This window comes from Ruthenibacterium lactatiformans (assembly GCF_000949455.1).
Lineage (GTDB): Bacteria > Bacillota > Clostridia > Oscillospirales > Ruminococcaceae > Ruthenibacterium > Ruthenibacterium lactatiformans.
This window is the reverse complement of the sequence record NZ_JXXK01000009.1, coordinates 94,253-111,390: the sequence shown is the minus strand read 5'-3', so window position 1 is coordinate 111,390 and position 17,138 is coordinate 94,253. Positions and strand designations below refer to the sequence as shown.

At 60.6% G+C, this 17,138-nt stretch carries 17 protein-coding genes; 8 read left to right on the top strand and 9 right to left on the bottom strand.

Annotated elements, in window-relative coordinates:
* Positions 1-40: 40 nt before the first annotated feature.
* On the bottom strand, positions 41-1,123 hold the full coding sequence (locus TQ39_RS08430) for an LCP family protein (RefSeq protein ID WP_050005212.1): 1,083 nt from the start codon (positions 1,121-1,123) through the stop codon (positions 41-43).
* 242 nt (positions 1,124-1,365) lie between these two features.
* Between TQ39_RS08430 and TQ39_RS08425 the strand changes: the two genes are divergently transcribed.
* The 3 genes from TQ39_RS08425 (at position 1,366) to TQ39_RS08415 (ending at position 4,497) form a co-directional block, all read left to right on the top strand.
* On the top strand, positions 1,366-2,127 hold the full coding sequence (locus TQ39_RS08425) for a PIG-L deacetylase family protein (protein WP_050005211.1): 762 nt from the start codon (positions 1,366-1,368) through the stop codon (positions 2,125-2,127).
* Between the two features lie 23 nt (positions 2,128-2,150).
* Entirely contained in the window at positions 2,151-3,461 is a 1,311-nt protein-coding gene (locus TQ39_RS08420) for an MFS transporter (RefSeq protein ID WP_050005210.1), read from the top strand.
* Positions 3,462-3,546: 85 nt separating this feature from the next.
* Positions 3,547-4,497, top strand: coding sequence for a GNAT family N-acetyltransferase (locus TQ39_RS08415; protein ID WP_082052177.1), 951 nt, complete (start codon positions 3,547-3,549; stop codon positions 4,495-4,497).
* 68 nt (positions 4,498-4,565) lie between these two features.
* On the opposite strand, the gene TQ39_RS08410 is transcribed toward TQ39_RS08415, so the two are convergent.
* Complete coding sequence (locus tag TQ39_RS08410) at positions 4,566-5,774, bottom strand: MFS transporter (RefSeq protein ID WP_050005208.1); 1,209 nt, start codon at positions 5,772-5,774, stop codon at positions 4,566-4,568.
* A gap of 145 nt (positions 5,775-5,919) precedes the next feature.
* Here TQ39_RS08410 and TQ39_RS08405 point away from each other — a divergent pair, with 145 nt between their 5' ends.
* The gene (locus TQ39_RS08405) at positions 5,920-6,849 is read left to right on the top strand and encodes a lactate/malate family dehydrogenase (RefSeq protein ID WP_050005207.1); all 930 of its coding nucleotides are present in this window, start codon (positions 5,920-5,922) and stop codon (positions 6,847-6,849) included.
* Positions 6,850-6,990: 141 nt separating this feature from the next.
* Here TQ39_RS08405 and TQ39_RS20820 read toward each other — a convergent pair whose 3' ends face one another.
* Positions 6,991-7,158 carry a hypothetical protein gene (locus TQ39_RS20820; protein ID WP_009324104.1) on the bottom strand — a complete coding sequence of 56 codons (168 nt, stop codon included), beginning with the start codon at positions 7,156-7,158 and terminating at the stop codon, positions 6,991-6,993.
* Positions 7,159-7,238: 80 nt separating this feature from the next.
* Here TQ39_RS20820 and TQ39_RS08400 point away from each other — a divergent pair, with 80 nt between their 5' ends.
* A complete protein-coding gene (locus TQ39_RS08400) occupies positions 7,239-8,300 on the top strand; it encodes a hypothetical protein (RefSeq protein WP_050005206.1) in 1,062 nt (353 codons plus the stop codon).
* Between the two features lie 115 nt (positions 8,301-8,415).
* Complete coding sequence (locus tag TQ39_RS08395) at positions 8,416-9,405, top strand: S66 family peptidase (protein ID WP_123157558.1); 990 nt, start codon at positions 8,416-8,418, stop codon at positions 9,403-9,405.
* A gap of 29 nt (positions 9,406-9,434) precedes the next feature.
* On the opposite strand, the gene TQ39_RS08390 is transcribed toward TQ39_RS08395, so the two are convergent.
* A complete protein-coding gene (locus TQ39_RS08390) occupies positions 9,435-10,247 on the bottom strand; it encodes a MerR family transcriptional regulator (protein WP_050005204.1) in 813 nt (270 codons plus the stop codon).
* Positions 10,248-10,330: 83 nt separating this feature from the next.
* On the opposite strand from TQ39_RS08390, the gene TQ39_RS08385 reads away from it, so the two are divergent.
* Positions 10,331-10,984 (top strand): GNAT family N-acetyltransferase, encoded by a 654-nt coding sequence (locus TQ39_RS08385; RefSeq protein WP_050005203.1) that lies wholly within the window; start codon positions 10,331-10,333, stop codon positions 10,982-10,984.
* A gap of 123 nt (positions 10,985-11,107) precedes the next feature.
* Here TQ39_RS08385 and TQ39_RS08380 read toward each other — a convergent pair whose 3' ends face one another.
* From TQ39_RS08380 to TQ39_RS08365, 4 genes are all read right to left on the bottom strand, one after another.
* Positions 11,108-11,869, bottom strand: coding sequence for a MerR family transcriptional regulator (locus TQ39_RS08380; RefSeq protein ID WP_050005202.1), 762 nt, complete (start codon positions 11,867-11,869; stop codon positions 11,108-11,110).
* 146 nt (positions 11,870-12,015) lie between these two features.
* Positions 12,016-12,642 (bottom strand): uridine kinase, encoded by a 627-nt coding sequence (gene udk / locus TQ39_RS08375; RefSeq protein WP_009324098.1) that lies wholly within the window; start codon positions 12,640-12,642, stop codon positions 12,016-12,018.
* Between the two features lie 104 nt (positions 12,643-12,746).
* Positions 12,747-13,196 carry a NanQ anomerase/TabA/YiaL family protein gene (locus tag TQ39_RS08370; RefSeq protein WP_050005201.1) on the bottom strand — a complete coding sequence of 150 codons (450 nt, stop codon included), beginning with the start codon at positions 13,194-13,196 and terminating at the stop codon, positions 12,747-12,749.
* Positions 13,197-13,335: 139 nt separating this feature from the next.
* A complete protein-coding gene (locus tag TQ39_RS08365; protein ID WP_009324095.1) occupies positions 13,336-14,736 on the bottom strand; it encodes an ROK family protein in 1,401 nt (466 codons plus the stop codon).
* A 268-nt stretch (positions 14,737-15,004) separates the two neighbouring features.
* On the opposite strand from TQ39_RS08365, the gene TQ39_RS08355 reads away from it, so the two are divergent.
* Positions 15,005-15,637: a flavin reductase gene (locus TQ39_RS08355; RefSeq protein ID WP_050005199.1), complete on the top strand. Its 633-nt coding sequence runs from the start codon at positions 15,005-15,007 to the stop codon at positions 15,635-15,637.
* 106 nt (positions 15,638-15,743) lie between these two features.
* On the opposite strand, the gene TQ39_RS08350 is transcribed toward TQ39_RS08355, so the two are convergent.
* The gene (locus TQ39_RS08350; RefSeq protein ID WP_050005198.1) at positions 15,744-17,087 is read right to left on the bottom strand and encodes an MATE family efflux transporter; all 1,344 of its coding nucleotides are present in this window, start codon (positions 17,085-17,087) and stop codon (positions 15,744-15,746) included.
* Positions 17,088-17,138: the final 51 nt, after the last annotated feature.

The following is a 17,138-nucleotide window of genomic DNA, read 5'->3' as shown; positions in this document are numbered from 1 at the left end:
TAAAAGCAGCTCCCGTTTTGGTTTTCTATACACTCGTTTTTTATGCAGACGGGGCTGCCGCAGACACGTGGTCCGCTCCCTCTCCGGACGACTCCCCCCGTAGGAAACGGTCCAGTCTGTCGGCCTCGGCGGCAAAATCGCACCCGATCAATGAGCTTTGCAGGCCGGATGAGATGGACCACGTCTCCTCGCGTTCGGGCACTGTCATCTGCTGTGCCTGCTTTCCCAGCAGCACGGGCATCTTAAACAAAAGCTGCCACAGCTCACCGTTGGTAAGGTTCGTTTCGATGCGGGGCAGCAGCTTGTTTGCGATGAGGTCCAGCTTGGGCAGGCTCAGCGTGGCCACCTGGTCCGCCGCGGCCTGCACAACTTCACGCTGGCGCTCCACACGCTCCCAGTCGCTGTCCAGCTTGCGCATGCGCGCATACACCAACGCGGTGGGGCCATCCAGCCGCGCCGTGCCCGCCGTCCATTTCTGCTCCCCGGCAATGCCGTTCATATAATCGGCCTCCGCCTGGCTCATATCCACCACCACGCCGCCAATGTCGGTAATGGCGGTCTCAAACAGGGAAAAATCGATCTTCACATACCGGCTCACATCCACTTTGAAATACTCCTGCAGCGTTTTCATCAGCAAGTTCGCGCCGCCGTAGGCGTAGGTATGCGTCAGCCAGTCGTCGCCGCGGTTCGGAATGGAAACGCCCACGCCGCGCTCGAAGGATACCAGTTTCCATGTGTTCTTTCTGCTGTCCACCGAAAGCATCATGATGGAGTCCGCGCGGGCGCTGCCGTCGGCGCTGTTTTCCCGTTCGTCGGAGCCGATCAGCAGAACGTTGATGACGCCGCTGTTGATGTTAACCCCGCCCTCCGGCGGCGCGATGCTGCCGCCGTTTTCCATCACGTCGATGCCGCTCAGATCCATGCCGTCAAAGGAGAGCACTGCATCTCCGGGGTCCGTTCCGCTCTGGCTGCTGCCGCCCTGTCCCGCCGAAGGGCGGGACAGCAGGTCCATTTTTCCGCTGATATAAGCGGCTCCCGCCGCGCCGGCCAAAAATACAACCAGCACGACCCCCGCCGTTACCGATAAGAATATCTTTTTTCTGCGTGAAAAGCTGTGCTTCACTGTAATGCCTCCCCGCGCCGGGCGCGTTGTTTCCTTTGTAGACTGATACTAGCACAGAAATATAAAAAAATTGTGGAATTTCCGGATAAAATTTTTCCGCAAGGTACCGAAGAGCCCTAAAGTCCTCCATTTGTCTTTTGCCATTTATTTTATATTCCCCGCATTTTGGATTGATTTCACAAATTTTTGTTTTATAATTAAATTAATTTAGTGTTTTAGCATCAATATGAAGGAGGCTGTTTATGGAAAATCCCGCGTTTGACGTCGCGGCGCTGCTTGCGCCGCCGGATATTCTGAAAAGCAAATGTGCTCTCTGCATCCAGCCCCATCCCGACGACAACGAGATCGGCATGGGCGGCACCGTGGCGGTGTTGGCGCAGGCGGGCTGCACGGTGCATTACCTCACCGTCACCAACGGCGACCAAGGGAATAAGAACCGCACGGCGTCCCCGCAGGAGACCGCACGTGTGCGCCGCGCCGAAGCCATTGCCGCCGGAACACACCTCGGTGCAAAGGAGTTCCACTTTCTGGACCACGGCGACGGCACGCTGGACGATGTGCTGGGCCTTTCGGCACAGATCGCCCGGGTCATCCGCGAGGTGCGGCCGGACGCTATTTTCGCGCCGGACCCCTGGCTGGCCTACGAGAGCCACCTGGACCATGCTGTAACAGGGCGCGCGGCAGCCAACGCCTTTTTGATGAGCGGGCGCGCTGCCATTCCCGGCGGCGGGGACACGCAGCCGCACGCCGCGTCTGCCATCGGCTATTATTTTACCGCGCAGCCCAATACCGTTGTGGATATTTCCGCCGTATTCGAAAAAAAGTTCGAGGCCATCGCGCTGCACGACAGCCAGATGGATGCGCAGACGCTGGCCATGTACCGCGTCTACTTCGGCATGAAGGGAAAAGAACTGGCCGCGGGTAAGAACTTTGCGCTGGGCGAGGGACTGAAAGTTCTCTCTCCGCTGCACGCGCACTGCTTTGTGGATGCCGCGCGCATTTGAATACGATCGAAAGAGGCGAGAATATGGAAAAAAACAAGACCTGCAACCGCCCCTGGCGCTATTCTCTGGCGATGTTCGGTTTGTCCATCGCAGGATACATGTACGTTACTTACGGCACCTTTTTTTACACCGAGACTATCGGCCTTTCCATGAAGCTGATCGCGCTGGGCAATGTGCTGTATGCGGTTTGGGACGCTTTCAACGACCCCATCGCGGGTTATCTGTCGGACCGCACACGCACCCGCTGGGGACGGCGCAAACCCTGGCTGCTGGCGAGCGTGCCTGTGTTCGTGCTTTCGTCCATCCTGTTTTTCAGCCCGCCCGCATCCCTGGGCACGGGCGTGGGGCTGGCCGTATATTTCACGGTATTTCTGATGCTGACAGAGACGGGCAACACCATCTCCACCGTGAACTACCACTCCCTGCTGCCCGAGCTGTACCGCGATGAAAAGCGCCGCAACCAGGCGAACGCCCTGCGGCAGGCCATGCAGCTGGTGGGCATGATCATCGGCGTTTCGCTGGTGCCCATGATCACTGCGGCCATCGGTTACCGCGCCACGGCGCTGGCGCTGGGGCTGCTCAGCGGCGCGCTCATCCTTTATTCCATACTGGGGTGCCGGGAGCGCAGTGAATTCAGCCAAAGCGAACAGCCCGGCCTGCTGGCTTCGTTGAAAGCTCTGGCCACCAACGCCAATTTCTGGCTTGTGTCCGTCTCCCACTTTTTCTACCAGTCCACCAGCGGGCTGTTGCTGGCGGGCATTCCGTTCTACATCAAGTACGCGCTGCAGCTGCCGGACAGCAACGCCACATTTCTCTCCGCGGCCGTGTTCGTCAGCGCCATCCCCTCGATGTACCTCTGGTACCGCCTTATCAACCGGCTGGGCACGCTTAAATGCTGGCGCATCGCGCTGGCGTGGCTGGGACTTTCGCTGGTCCCGATGTACTTTGTGCACAGCCTGCTGCCCGCGTGCCTTGCCGGCGTATTGGTGGGTGTGGGCATCGCGGGCGTGACCGCCAACCTGGACATGGTGAATTCCGTGCTCATCGAGGACGACGCGGCCCGCTATGGCGTGCGCCGCGAGGCCACGTTCTTCGCGGGCATCAGCTTTATCACCCGTCTTTCCAGCCTGACGCGCAGCGGCGTTTTGCTTCTGCTGTTCACGCTGTTCGGCTTTGAATCCGGCGAAAGCCCCGGCGCAATGCCCGGCACTGCCGCCCGCTTTATGATGATCGTCTTTCCCATCGCGCTGATGGCGTTCTCTGTGTGCGCCTCTCTGCTTGTGCGCTTCCGCGCTCCCGCCGCCAGAGCCGCAAAGCCCGCGGCAAAGCTGTAGATCCCTCCGCCGCCCGGCGCTTCTGCGCATTTCCGGGCGGCGCTTTTTCTTACCGCTCTTTTCTCCTGCGGGGAAATATGGTACAATGCCCCGCAGAAGAGGCAGCGGCGCACAGGGCCGCCGGGGAAAGGGGAAATGGAGCATGGACTATACGCTCGTCAAGCAGGTGCGGGACAATGCTCCCCTGCGGGAGAGTTTTTTCGCACTGGCCCGGCGTGTGTTCGGCCTTTCGTTCGAGGAATGGCACCGCGCGGGCTGGTGGACGGACCGCTACGTTCCCTATACGATGGTATACCGGGACGGCAGCGCGGCAGCCAACGTCTCGGTCAACCGCATCGACACGGTGTGGCGTGGCGAGGCTCTGCGGCTGGTGCAGCTGGGCACGGTGATGACGGCTCCGGAGCACCGCGGCAAGGGCCTTGCCCGCAGTCTGATGGAAGCCGTACTGGACGACTGGGGCCGCACCTGCGACGGCGTTTATCTTTATGCCAACGACACGGTGCTGGAGTTTTACCCCAAATTCGGCTTTGTCCCCGCGCGGGAGCATGTCTGCACGCTGCCGCTGCCCGCCCGGGGCGCCGCTCCGGCGGAGGGCGGCTTTGCGCGGCTGCACATGGACACGCAGGCCGGGCGCGCGCTGCTGCTGCGCTGCTATGAGCGCTCCAACCCTTTCTCCGCTCTGCCCATGCTGGATAACCCCGGCCTGCTGATGTTCTATTGCAGCGGCTTTTTGAAGGACTGCGTCTATTATTCTTCCGCTTATGATCTGGCCTGTGTGGCCACGGAGGAGGACGGCGTTTTCACCTGCTGCGACTTTTTCGGCACGGGCCGCTGCACGCTGGAACAGGCAGTGTGCGCCGCTGCCTCGGCCGCTTCGCCCGGCGCGGCGCGGGCCGAGCTGGGCTTCACGCCCGCAAGCGCCGCCGCATGCGCCCGCGCGCCCGTGCAGGGCGACGACCATTTGTTCGTGCTGGCGGGCGGATCGAATATTTTTGCGGAAGACCGCGTGATGCTGCCGCTGCTTTCCCATGCCTGAACGCGGCGCTGCAAAACATTAAAAAAAGGGGAGGGCCAAAAAAGGCGCCTCTCCTTTCCGCTCTCCCATTACAGGCGTTCGCCCTGGGTGGGCTTTAAAAACCACAGGCACACAAAGCCCGCCGCCGTGGCCGCAATGGCAACGAAATGCCGCACGGCCTCGCCTTCAAAGCAGCGGGCCAGCAGCGGGAAGCCTACGCTGCCCACGCTCATGCCCAGCGCCAGAAAGCCGTAGTTGATGCCCGCGTTCTTCTGGCCGAACAGGTCCGTTCCGGCCGCGGGAATGACAGCGGCCTCGCCGGAATAGCAGAACGTAAGCAGACTGTACACCAGGATCACCCACCAGCTGCCTGCATAGATGAACCACACCGAAAATCCGCACAGCGCAGCCAGCAGAAGCATGTCGGTATACCGCCGGCCGATCTTATCGCTGAGCCAGGGCATCAAAAGCCGTCCTGCCGCCGAAAAGACCGAGCCCACCACGATGCAGGCCAGCGCCGCCGTCTGCGAAAGCCCGCGTTCCTGTGCCAGCTCCACGATGATGGGGCTGAACAGCAGCACGGCCGGCGTTGCAAGCCCCACTACGGCGAACATCAGCCAGTATTGGTTTGTTTTGAGCATTTCTTTTACGCTGTAGTCCCGCGGCTTTTTGGGCGCCGCCCCCCCGCCGCGCTTCTGCTTCGCCGTTTCCCGGGGCGGCTGCTCCGGGTTTTCCAAAATAGCCGCGCCCGCGCCGCACACCGCCAGCATCAGAAGGCCCAGCACCCAGAACGCGGTGCGGATGCTCCAGGTGCCGATGAGAAAGCGGCCCAGAAACGTGAGCACCGCGCCGGACGCGCCCACCGCGCCGCCGATGACGCCCGTGGCCAGGCCCTTGCGGTCCGCATACCATTTCTGCGCGCAGGACATGACCGAAGGATACAAAAACGCACAGCCCAGCCCTACAGGCACGCTGAACACACCGTAAAAGAACCACGGATTTTCCCCCGGGATGAAGCCCGCGCCGCAGAAGCCCGCCGCCAGCAGCACCGCGCCTGCAAGCCCGGCCGTGCGCGGCCCCTTTTTGTCCTGTAAAAGGCCGCCCAGGATACACCCAATGCCGAAAAAACAAATGGTGAGGCTGAAAATCATGGCCGCGTTCTCTTGCGAAAGGGAATAGCCCTCGCACACGCCGCGCTGAAACACGCCCCAGGCCGCGGGCACGCCCGTCAGGACCTGGATGGCCGCGCCCGCGGCGAGGATCACCCATCTGTGCTGCTTTAAAAACGCCTGCATCATTCCAACTCCTTTGCGGGCGGCGCACGCGGCCCCGCCTCCGGGATAGTATGCGCACAGGCACGGGGGATTATTTCTCTTTTCTCCGCTTGACGAGGCTCCGGTTTGCGTGTAAGATTTTTTCATAACAGAAAAAGGGATGGGACATATGAAAAAAACGACGAAAATCGGCATCATCGGGGCCGGGCATGTGGGCAGCCACGTGGCCAGCAGCCTGATGACCCAGGGCCTGTGCGATGAGATCGTGCTGCTTGACACAGACGAGGGCAAGGCGCGCCGCCATGCCGACGACATCGCGGACAGCGTGGCCTATATGCCGCTGCCCGCAAAAATATACGCGGGCGGCTATGAAGCGCTGGCGGACGCGGATATCGTGGTGCTCAGCGCGTGCAGCACCATTTTTGAACAGGACCGTCTTCTGGAGCTGGGCGCGACGGTCAAGGTCATTGCGGAAATCGCCCCGCAGCTTACCGCCAGCGGTTTTTCGGGCATCGTAGTCTCCATCTCCAACCCCTGCGACGTCATCGCGCAGTATTTTGCCCGCATCACCGGGCTGAGCGTGGTGGGTACGGGCACGGCTCTGGACTCCGCCCGGCTGCGCAGACGTCTGGCGGCGCTGCTGGGCGTTTCGCCTCACAGCGTCTGCGCCTACGAGCTGGGCGAGCATGGCGACAGCCAAATCGCGGCGTTCAGCGCCGCCACTGTGTGCGGCAAGCCGCTGACGGACTGGATGGAGGAGCAGCCGGACACCCGCGGCCAGGCGGATCTGTACGGAGCCTGGCGCTCTACCGTGGCGGCCGGCTGGGACATCGTGCAGGGCAAGGGCTGCACGGAATTTGGCATTGGTGCGGCGGCTGCGGCGGTCATCAAAGCCATTCTGCACGACGAAAAGGCCGTGCTCCCCTGTTCCACGCTGCTGGACGGGCCTTACGGCCAGCACGGCGTGTACGCCAGCGTTCCCTGTATTCTGGGCGCTGCGGGTGTGGAAGAGGTCATCGAACTGACGCTGAGCCGCGACGAGGCGGAGGGCTTTGCCAAAAGCTGCGCCATCATTCGGGAGCACTGCGAAAAGCTGTAAAAAGCAGCTTGCTTCCATTTTGAGGCTACGGGCTGTTAAGCGCCGAGCAATAGTCATAACCACCCGCTAATGGTGGTTTCCTTACTCAAAAGAAAAACCGCGGGCGGTGCGCATTGCACCGCCCGCGGTTTTCTGCCTGTGCTACAAATCGTCTGCGTCCTGCACGGGCCTTTCCGTTTCGTCCAGCGGCTTGCCCGTATAGCTGCCGCTGGGGTCCGTCCCGCTGGGCGGCTGCAGCACAATGGCCCGCACCGTTGGGTTCTGGATGCGCGCGGCAGCGTCCCGCTGGGGCTGCGTGTTCTTTTCCATACCGTTCTCCCTCCCGCTTTTTGTATATAAAGTGCGCCGGACGCCCAAGATATATACAAAAAACGGAAGGAGGCACGCACGTGAGCAGAGCAAAAGCGTTCTGGCTGGGGCTGGGCTGCACGCTGGCCGTGCTGCTGCCCATCTATCTGGCGGTAGCCGCCGTCATTTTTACGCGCAGCGCGCCCGCCGACACTGTACAAAGCGGCGTGCCCATTGCGCAGCCCACGCTGGGCGATGAAAAAAACTTTTTGCTGATGACCGGGCCGGAGCAGCCCGAGACCTTTGTGCTGCTGCGCTTCGATGCGCTGGAGGGCAATTTGTGCTCGGTGGCCATCCCCGGCGAGACCGTGGTGCTTGTGAACGGGCAGCCCGCCACGCTGGCAGATGCGGCCGAACAGGCGGGCCCGGCCCAGGCCGCGGCGGCTTTGATGGAAACACTGGACATTGAAATCGACAATTACCTTTACTGCACCGCGGACCGTCTGGTGGATCTTGCGGCGGGCTTCGGTACCGCGCGCATCCCGCTGGCCAATTACATGACGCCCGAGGCCCTGGGGCAGCTGCAATTGAACATCCCCGGGGTACAGACGGTCTCGCTGACGCCGCAGATGCTGGCAGACGTGCTGGCTGCGGGCGCGGCTACGCCGGACATGCAGGCACTGCTGCGCGCGGAGGGGTATCTTGCCTTTCTGCGCATCGGCGGCGACGCGCTGGCAGACACAGTACCGGATGCCGTGCGCGCGGTTCTGGCGCAGAGCTCCACCAACCTGACGGCCACCCAGATCTTCGACTATGAGCGTATTTTCGGTTTCCTGCGCAAGGAGCCTCCCCAATACCGCGCGGGCGTACTGCCCGGCACATGGGCGGACGGGCGCTATGAGCTTGCGGAAAATTCCGTCACTGTCGCGGCGGCCTACTTCAAGCGCGCCTCCTCGTACAGTGCGTGGAGCGGCGACGGCGTATCCGCCGCCCCGGACAGTGTGCCTCAGGGCGCGGCTGGAGACACAGACGGACAGCCCGTCTCTCCGTCTGCGGCAGGCGGCGGGACAGGCTCCGGCAGCGCGGCGGCGGGCCCCGGCCCGGAAGAAGAAGCGGGCGTTCCGCCGGACGGCGGAGCGGGGCCGGAAGATGACGCCGCGTGACCCCCTGCGCCCGGGCCGCCTTGCCGCTCAAAAGCTCCCCGTGCTATAATATACCGGTTGATGCCTGCCGTCGGCGCGGCACACATTGCATTTTACCGAAAGAGAGGGAATGCTCATGATACCCGCAAAGCTCCGCCCGGGGGACACCATCGCGGTGTTTTCCCCCTCGTCCCCCGCCACGGCGACGGCCGCGGCGCGCTACCGGCGCGGCAAAGAATATCTGGAAGCCAAAGGCTTTCGCTTTTTGGAGGGTTCTCTGACAGGTCGGCGGGATTTTTACCGTTCCGGAACGATCCGGGAGCGGGCGGAGGAATTCAACGCGTTGGTCCGCGACCCGAACGTTCGGTGTATCATGGCGGCCATCGGCGGCAACAATTCCAACTCCCTGCTGCCGTATCTGGAGTATGAGGGCCTGTGCAAAGACCCGAAGATCATCGTCGGCTATTCGGATGTGACGGCGCTGCTGCTGGGCATTTATGCCCAGACCGGGCTCACGACTTATTATGGCCCCGCCGTGGTGGCCTCCTTCGGCGAATTCCCACCGTTTGTGGACGAGACCTATACATATTTTACCGACATTGTAACAGAACGGCTCACCCTTCCTCACACCCTGCCCACGCCCCCGCAGTGGACCGACGAATTTATCGACTGGAATTCCCAGGATAAAGCCAAAAAAGGGCGCGTCAATGCGCTGTTGACGCTGCACCCGGGAGCCGCGACAGGCACGCTCATCGGCGGGAATCTGAACACCATGCAGGGGATCTGGGGCACAAAATATTTTCCGGAGATCACGGACGGAACGATCCTGATGATCGAAGATTCCCTCAAGGACGCGGCCACGGTGGAGCGGAGCTTTTCACTGCTGAAATGCGCCGGCGTTTTTGAACGCATCTCCGGGCTTATTTTGGGCAAGCATGAAAATTTCGACGATATGGGCACGGGCCGCCAGCCCTATGAGATTCTTCAAGAGGTGATGGGAGATGTAGATTTTCCCGTGCTGGCGGAATTTGACTGCTGCCATACCCACCCCATGCTCACGGTCCCCATCGGCGCAAAGGTCCGGCTGGATGCAGACGCGCAGACGGTCACGCTGCTGGAGGAATAGCGCTCCAGCCCCGCTTTGCCGCCTTGCGGTCATACATTTTCCTGTATCAAAATCATGACCTTTGTAATGTATTCGTCTGGGGCTGAGATCATGAATTCATTCATCCCTACCTCGTAGGCATATCCGGAAAGCGTCAGGCCATTTTGTTCTGCATATTCGGTCATTGCCTCGTACAGCAGCGGCAGCCTGCTCCAAACGCCTTTCTGATATCCGCACAAATAGTTCCCCTTTGGGCGCGTCAGGCTGTCCGCCGCAGACGCGCTGCTCAGCGCGGGCGTATAGATTCCATCATAAGCCTCAAAGTTTCCGCCGTACACCTTGTCCAGCGAAATAAAACCGCCGATGCCCATACGGATCTGCTCTATGCTCCATTTCTCTTTGGCATGGGCGAACACCCGCTGCATGTCGTCCTCCGCAAAGTCATAGGGCAGTACCAGAAGCCTCTCGGCCCTGCACGCTTCTATTCTGATCTCCCGTTCCCGCAGCTCTCCGCAAAAAGCGGCCTGTTCCCTTTTTGCGCGCAGTACCTTTTGGGCGTGCCGCAGCTTTTTGATCTGCCGGCCGATCTCTTCTTCCTTGGCGGACGCTATTTCAAGAAAGCGGGCGGGTGTGGGCGCTTTGCAGTACGCTGCAATCTCATCGATGCTCATGTTCAGCTCCTTGAGCATGCGGATGTATTCAAAATCCAGGCTTTGGGCGGCGTCGTAAAAGCGGTAACCGTTTTCTCCCTTTGCCCGCGGGCTGAAAAGGCCGATGTCATCATAGTAGTGCAGCGTGCGCTTGTTCACCCCGTGCAGCTTTGCAAACTGGGCCGTTGTCAGGCTTTTAAAACTTTTCTTCATTTGTGCAGCTCTCCCTGTTGACTTTACAGTTACTGTATCCTTTATCTTATAGGATACCGAGATATAAAACAAGGAGGCCCTTCATGCCGCTGCAATTGAGAGAATATCAAAAAAATGACTTTATCGCTTTAAAAAACATCATCCGCAAAACCTGGCGCTATGACGAATTCAGCAGCCCAAAAACCGCGTCCAGGCTGGCAGACGTATTTTTGAGCAGTTGTCTGACCAATTACACATTCTCCCGGGTGGCCGTGCTGAACGGCAAACCCGTGGGCATTATTCTGGTAAAGGATATCGCGCGTCACACGTGTCCGCTTCCGAACAGATTCCGGCAGCTTCGGGCCGTTCTGTCGCTCTATCTCACCAAAGAGGGCCGGGCCGTATCCAAAATTTTTGAAAACGTCACGGGGATAGACAGGGAATTGCTGCGCGAAAGCGGCAAGAACTATCCGGCGGAGCTTGCATTGTTTGTGATGAGTCCCTCGTGCCGCGGACAAGGCGTAGGCAAAGCGCTGTTTCAGGCGGCTCTCGATTATACCGGCCAACAAAAATTAGACGAAATTTATTTGTTCACCGACACAAGCTGCAACTACGGCTTTTACGAACACCAGGGCATGCGGCGCCGCTGCGAAAAGGAGCATCTGTTCCATATCAACGGGAAAGCCGCTTCCATGCGCTTTTTTATTTACGACTGCAAACGAACAAAAAGCCTGCACGGTAAAGGCGCCTCCACGTAAACAGACGCGCCGTGCTTTCAAACAAAGCGCCCCGGACGCGGCCGGCATCGTTCAGCCGGACGCCCGGAGCGTTTTTTGCCGCTTTGCGGTTGCTTTTATGCCGGCCTCTGCGGCCGCACCGTCTCAGCAGCCCGTGAAAGCCGCCACCGCGTCCCGCAAAAAAGCCGCGCAGCCCGGCGTTTCAGCGTCGTAGTAGGCAGTGAAGCGTTCGTCCGCCACATACATTTCTGCCAGGCCGAGGTGTGCCTTGGGCGTGTACTTGGGCCAAGTGAAGCACAGCCACTGCTTATGCAGCCCGGCGATGCGCCGCCCCTCGGGCCCGTCCGGCGCTTCGCCCGCGCGCACCGCGGCGGCCAGAGCGGCGTTGATCCGCGCGCTCAGCTTCTGCATCTCGCCGTACTGCTCGGGCGAAAGCCCCATCAGCTTCGCGTTGGAGGCATCCACGGCCGTGTCTCCGTATTTGCCCCTTGCCTCTGCGCCGTATTCGGCCTCGTTTTCCGCCACGAGCTTCTGTTTGAAGCCCTCAAATTTCTCTGCGTCTGTCATCGCACATTTCCCTTCTTCCGTCAAAATGGTTTTGTCCAGCGTGGCCAGCAGAGCGTCCAGCTGCGCGCGCCGGCAAAGCAGCGCGGCGCGATGGCTCTGCAAAGCGGCCAGCCGTCCGGCGGAGGCGTCCGCCATCAGCGCGCCGATCTGTTTGAGCGGCACGCCAAGCGCCCGGTAGAACAGGATGCTCTGCAGCGCATCCACCTCATCCGGGCCGTACATCCGGTAGCCCACTTCGGTGACGCGGGCCGGGCGCAGCAGGCCGATCTCATCGTACCAGTGCAGCGTGCGTACGCTCACGCCCGCCAGCCGTGCAAGGCCGTTTACGGTGTATTCCATGGCTGTTCCTCCTTTCTGTCCGGGAGGCAGGCGGCGGTGTGCCGCCGCATCCATGCCTCCCAAAAGCTACAATACACTATGACGCACCGTCAGAGTCAAGCAAAAATTTTGCCGGGGCGGAAAAAATCCGTCCCGGCCTGTCCCGTTCAAGGCTCCTGCTGGCCGCGGATATGGTGTTCCACCCGCTGGATGATCATATCCAGTGCAACCAGATTTTTGCCGCCCTCGGGCACGATGATGTCCGCACAGCGCTTGCTCGGCTCCACAAACTGCTCGTGCATAGGCTTGACGGTCGTAAGATATTGCTGCACCACGCTCTCCAGCGTGCGGCCGCGCTTCTTCACGTCCCGCACCACGCGGCGCAGAATACGCACGTCCGCGTCGGTATCCACAAATATCTTCACATCCATCAGATCCCGCAGCTTGGAATCCGCAAAAATGAGAATGCCCTCAAGGATGATGACGCTTGTGGGCGCAATGAGCAGCGTGTCCTCGGAACGGTTGTGCACCGTAAAGTCGTACACCGGGCAGGCGATCGTCTCGCCCCGGCGCAGCGCCTGAACCTGCTCCACCATCAGATCTGTATCGAATGCGTCCGGATGGTCGTAATTCAGCCTGCAGCGCTCCTCATAGGGCAGCTCATCGTGGCGCTTGTAGTAATTGTCGTGGCTGATGACCGAAACGTCGTCGCCGAAGCGCTCCTTCAGCCGCTTTGTCAGCGTCGTTTTGCCGCTGCCCGTGCCCCCCGCTATGCCGATGATAAAGCTCTCCATCCCGCAATGCCTCCCGTTCTTTTTCGTGCCGCACGCCAAGCGCCATTCCGGCGGCCCCGCCGGACCAGCTCCAAACAACCTGCGGCTGTTTTGCACCCTCCGGTTCAGTATGCGATCTTGAACACCGCTTTTTTCACCTTATCGCAGCCCTGCGCCTTAATGGCAGGCTTATGCGGCTCCTCCACCATAAACACTGCGAACCGGCCCTCTCCCAGTACCAACGCGGCGCTGGCGGCTCCGTTCCACAGCGCAAAATCCTTTTCCTCGTCATAGGGCTCTGCTTCCTCCACATCGCCCAGCGCCACCTCGCACAGCTCCGCACCCTCCAGGTCCATCTGAAGATCCATATAGCGGGAATGCGTCTCGAATGCGCGTCCCTCGCCGGGCGTGGGCTCGGCCTCCATCACCGTGACGTACACGTCGTCCCCGTCGATCTCCGTGCGGCCCAAAGGCAGCGCGGAAACGTCGTTGTCCTCAATAAAATCAATGGCTTTGTCCAGGTTTGGGAACAGGCCCGTGTACTGGTTCAGATTTTCCAGCGTATCGTACAGCATAAATATCCTCTTTTCTTTTGAACGGCGGAGCGGCCGCCGGCGCTTCCTTCAGCATTTCACATCCGCTTTTCCCAATTATAACAAACCGCGCGGAGGAAATAAATCCTTCGCGCGGTTTTTATTATGCGGCAAGCCGGAATTATTTCAGCTCCGGCAGGCTGGCAGCCGCGGCGCTCTGGCCCACGCGGCGCGTTTTTTCGTCGGGTGCTTCGGGGCGGAAGGCCACGTCCGGGTATTCCTCGTCCATTACGCGGGAGGCCGTTTCCATAATGATGTCGCCGCCCTTGCCGCTCATCACGCGGCCCATCATCTGCACGTGGCGGATGTCGTAGAACATGGCGTACAGGCCCAGCGTGTGGCCCAGGTATACGCCGATGGATTCGTACACAGCCTTGGCGCGGGCGTCATCCGCGGCCATCAGGGCCTGCACTTCCTTGAGCTTTTCAGCCGGAGACGCGCCCGTCAGCTCGATGCCCGCGCGCGGGGCCAGCTTGATGACGCCGTCCTGGCTGAAGTATTTCACGCCGCAGCCGATGTCGCCGCTCCACTCGTCCTCCATGGCGTCCGGCTGGCCGTCCACGGGAGCAAAGGCAAGCTCGTTCAGCCAGCCGCAGATGTTGCCCTCGGTATCCACATAGCCCACAGCCTCGCTGGTGCCCATGGCGATGCCCATGATGCCGTTTTCGCCCAGGCCCATGGCGCCCGCCAGCGCGCTGACGTCGCCGTCGTTGGCCACCACCACGGGGATGTGATAACCAAGCTGGCTGGAAAGCTGCTCGGCCGCACGGGTGTAAATGTTCTTGACCTTCTTGTCGAACTCGTCCTTGCCCACCTTCAAAAACAGGCTGGCGACCATGCACTTGTTGTCGATGTACACGCCCGCGGAGGACACGCCGATGGCGTCCACATGGCCGCCCTTTTCCAAAATCTTGGCCGCGGCTGTGGACAGCGCCGCCATGATGCCTTCAAAGTGGTAATCGGGGTTGGAGATCGTCTTGGGGAACCATACGACTTCCTCGCTGTAAATGGGCTCGCCGTCCAGCACGGCGGACACCTTGCGGTCCGAGCCGCCGGCGTCGAAGCCGATGCGCCCGCCGTCCAGGTGGCGGCCGATGGATTCGGCGCGCTGCACTGCCTCGGGCTTTTTGTCGTAGGGCAGGCTCTCGACGATGAACTCCGTCTCGTACACCTGCTCCATAAAGCCCTTGTCAAAGGCGCGGGAGCCGCCCTCGCTGTACGCGGCGCGGATGGCTGCGGCCACGTTGTCGTCGCCGCAGATGCTCACCTTGAAGCCGCCCCAGCTCCACAAAAGGAATTTGACCAGACGGTCCACATAATACGCGTCGGCCTGCTCCATTTCCGGCGTGCCGTAGATCTTGGTCTCGTAGGTGCCGATCTGGCCGCCCGAGCGTTCCACGGCGATGCACAGGGGCTTCGCCGCGCCCTTCTGGTAATTTTTGAAGAACAGGCCCAGGGGCACAAAGCCCTTGTCCAGCTCCGGCACGTTTTTGACGGGGATGTCCACATTCAGGAAATTCATGCGCGCACACTCCTTTTTTGTTGAAAGGCCCGCGTCAAACAGCGCCGGGCCGCGATTGTTTGCTTTCATTTTAACACAGACGCGCGCGGTTTTCTTGCGCTTGCCGTATTCGTTTTTTGCACTTTCAGTTTCGTTTGGCCCACAGCTTCTTTTTTGTGCAAAAATGTGCCATAATAAAAACAGGGAAATGCGCCCCGCGTCTTGACGGAAAAATTTTTCGCATTATAATGAAAACTATTATCAATAATGATTTTAGGGAGGCCCATCTATGGATTATCACGCATTCGATAAACTCAGCTACGGGCTGTACATCGTCTCCTCCGAAGCCGGCGGAAAAGCGGCGGGCTGCATCGTCAACACACTGGGGCAGGTGACCGTTTCCCCGGTGCAGGTGGCGGTGACCATCAATAAGGAGAATCAAACCACCCGGACCATTCTGGAGTCCGGCAAATTCTCGGCCACTGTGCTGGCCGAGAGCGCCTCGATGGAGCTGATCGGCCGGTTCGGGTTCCAGTGCAGCCGGGATGTGGACAAGTTCGCGGGCTTTGCCTGGGCGCGGGATATAAACGGCGTGCCCTATGTGACAGAGCAGTGTGCGGCGCGCTTCGCCTGCACCGTAGTGAACGAGGTGGACCTCGGCACACACATCCTGTTCGTGGCGCGCGTGGATGACTGGGCCGTGCTGGACGATGTTCCGCAGATGACCTATGATTATTACCACGCGGTAAAGAAAGGCCTCACACCGCCCAAGGCCTCCAGCTACCGTCCGCCCGAAGAAAAGGTGACGGGATGGCGCTGCACGGTGTGCGGCTATATCTATGAGGGCGAGGCTCTTCCCGCCAACTACAAATGTCCCATCTGCGGCCAGGGTGCGGAAGTATTTGAAAAAATCACCGGTTGAGTTTTCCCGGGAAAACAATGTAAAACAGCGCGGCGGGCGCTTCCCTTACCGGAAGCACCCGCCGTTTTCTGCACCCGCATGGCCCGGAAAGGGCCGGTGCGGGAGGTTACTTTTCTGTTTTGGCCAAACTGCGCCGCCAAACGCCCGAGCGGGTGTACAGCCAGCCCAGCGGCACCGAGATGGAAGGCGCTACGGCACAGGCCGCGTACAGCCCGTAGATGCCCCACAAATGATTGAACAGCAGGCTGAGCACCACCCGGAACACGATGCAGTTGGCAAAGCTGGACAGCATGGCAAAGGTGGAATGCCCCGCACCGATGGCCAGCGCGTGGTATACCATAAACACTGCGTAGAAGATCTGTCCCAGGATCTCGATGCGCAGGTTGAGCACCGCCGCATCCCGCACGGCGGCTTCATTTGTAAACACGGCGGCCATCTGCGGCGCAAACAGCTCCACCAGAACAATCATCGCCGCAGCCATGGCGCATGTGATCTTCATGGCAGTGTACATCACATCCTTTGCACGCTCGAACTTGGATGCGCCGAGGTTCTGGGCGATCATCGTGGTCGCACCGCTGGCCATGGCGGAGATGAACAGCTGGCAGATGTCCTTGATCTTGATGGCCACGCCGTTGCCCGCCGAAACATCCACTCCGTACTGATTGACAAGAAATGTTACCACCAGCCAGCTGAACCCGGCAATGGTCATTTGCAGTGCACTGGGGATGCCCAGCCGAAGAATGAGCCGGAGCAGTGCGCCGTGCATACGGAAAAACGACAGCTTCGGCTGCAGCAGCCCGGTGCGCCGCGCCACCAGCACCAGCGCCATGCCGAAGCTGACGGCCTGCGCGGCAGTTGTGGCAAGCGCGGCGCCCGCGGTGCCCATGCCAAGCCCCGCCACGAACCACAGGTCCAGCACGGTGTTCACCACCGTAGCCACGCCGATGATGAGCAGCGGCGTGCGGGAATCGCCCACGCCGCGCAGCACGGCGGAAAGCGCGTTGTAACCGAATACGAACACCATGCCCACCGCGCAGATGCGCAAATACGCCACAGACTGCTCCATGGCCGGGGCACCCAACAGGCCCAAAAGCGGATATGCGCCCGCGTACAGGCCCACAGCCGTCGCCGCCCCAAGCAGCAGCGAAAGCGAGAGCAGCGTGCCCGACGCCTCGCCCAGCCGCCCATGCTCTTTTGCGCCGTAATACTGGCCGATGATGATATTGCCGCCTGTTGTGATGCCGATGGCGATCTTAGTAAGGATGTTTAATATCTGTCCCGAATTGTTGATGGCTGAAATGGCCGCGCTGCCCGCAAAGTGGCCTGCGATGACCGTGTCCACCATGCTGTACAGCGCCTGCAGCAGGCTGCTGGCCACCAGCGGCATCGCATAGGCCAGCACCTGCCGCCATACGCTGCCGCGCGTCAGATCCCTCTCGCCGGACGCCAAGGCGTTTCCCCCTCCCCCGCGCGCTTTGCGCGCGGCCTGTTTTGTTCTTCC

Bases quoted from the DNA above. Each gene is read 5' to 3' on its own strand.
- TQ39_RS08405 (WP_050005207.1), top strand. From the start codon at position 5,920: ATGAAAAAAACGACGAAAATCGGCATCATCGGGGCCGGGCATGTGGGC.
- TQ39_RS08365 (WP_009324095.1), bottom strand. From the start codon at position 14,736: ATGAATTTCCTGAATGTGGACATCCCCGTCAAAAACGTGCCGGAGCTG.
- TQ39_RS08390 (WP_050005204.1), bottom strand. From the start codon at position 10,247: ATGAAGAAAAGTTTTAAAAGCCTGACAACGGCCCAGTTTGCAAAGCTG.
- TQ39_RS08415 (WP_082052177.1), top strand. From the start codon at position 3,547: ATGCCCCGCAGAAGAGGCAGCGGCGCACAGGGCCGCCGGGGAAAGGGG.
- TQ39_RS08410 (WP_050005208.1), bottom strand. From the start codon at position 5,774: ATGATGCAGGCGTTTTTAAAGCAGCACAGATGGGTGATCCTCGCCGCG.
- TQ39_RS08395 (WP_123157558.1), top strand. From the start codon at position 8,416: ATGATACCCGCAAAGCTCCGCCCGGGGGACACCATCGCGGTGTTTTCC.
- TQ39_RS20820 (WP_009324104.1), bottom strand. From the start codon at position 7,158: ATGGAAAAGAACACGCAGCCCCAGCGGGACGCTGCCGCGCGCATCCAG.
- TQ39_RS08385 (WP_050005203.1), top strand. From the start codon at position 10,331: ATGCCGCTGCAATTGAGAGAATATCAAAAAAATGACTTTATCGCTTTA.
- TQ39_RS08420 (WP_050005210.1), top strand. From the start codon at position 2,151: ATGGAAAAAAACAAGACCTGCAACCGCCCCTGGCGCTATTCTCTGGCG.
- TQ39_RS08380 (WP_050005202.1), bottom strand. From the start codon at position 11,869: ATGGAATACACCGTAAACGGCCTTGCACGGCTGGCGGGCGTGAGCGTA.
- udk (WP_009324098.1), bottom strand. From the start codon at position 12,642: ATGGAGAGCTTTATCATCGGCATAGCGGGGGGCACGGGCAGCGGCAAA.
- TQ39_RS08425 (WP_050005211.1), top strand. From the start codon at position 1,366: ATGGAAAATCCCGCGTTTGACGTCGCGGCGCTGCTTGCGCCGCCGGAT.
- TQ39_RS08370 (WP_050005201.1), bottom strand. From the start codon at position 13,196: ATGCTGTACGATACGCTGGAAAATCTGAACCAGTACACGGGCCTGTTC.
- TQ39_RS08355 (WP_050005199.1), top strand. From the start codon at position 15,005: ATGGATTATCACGCATTCGATAAACTCAGCTACGGGCTGTACATCGTC.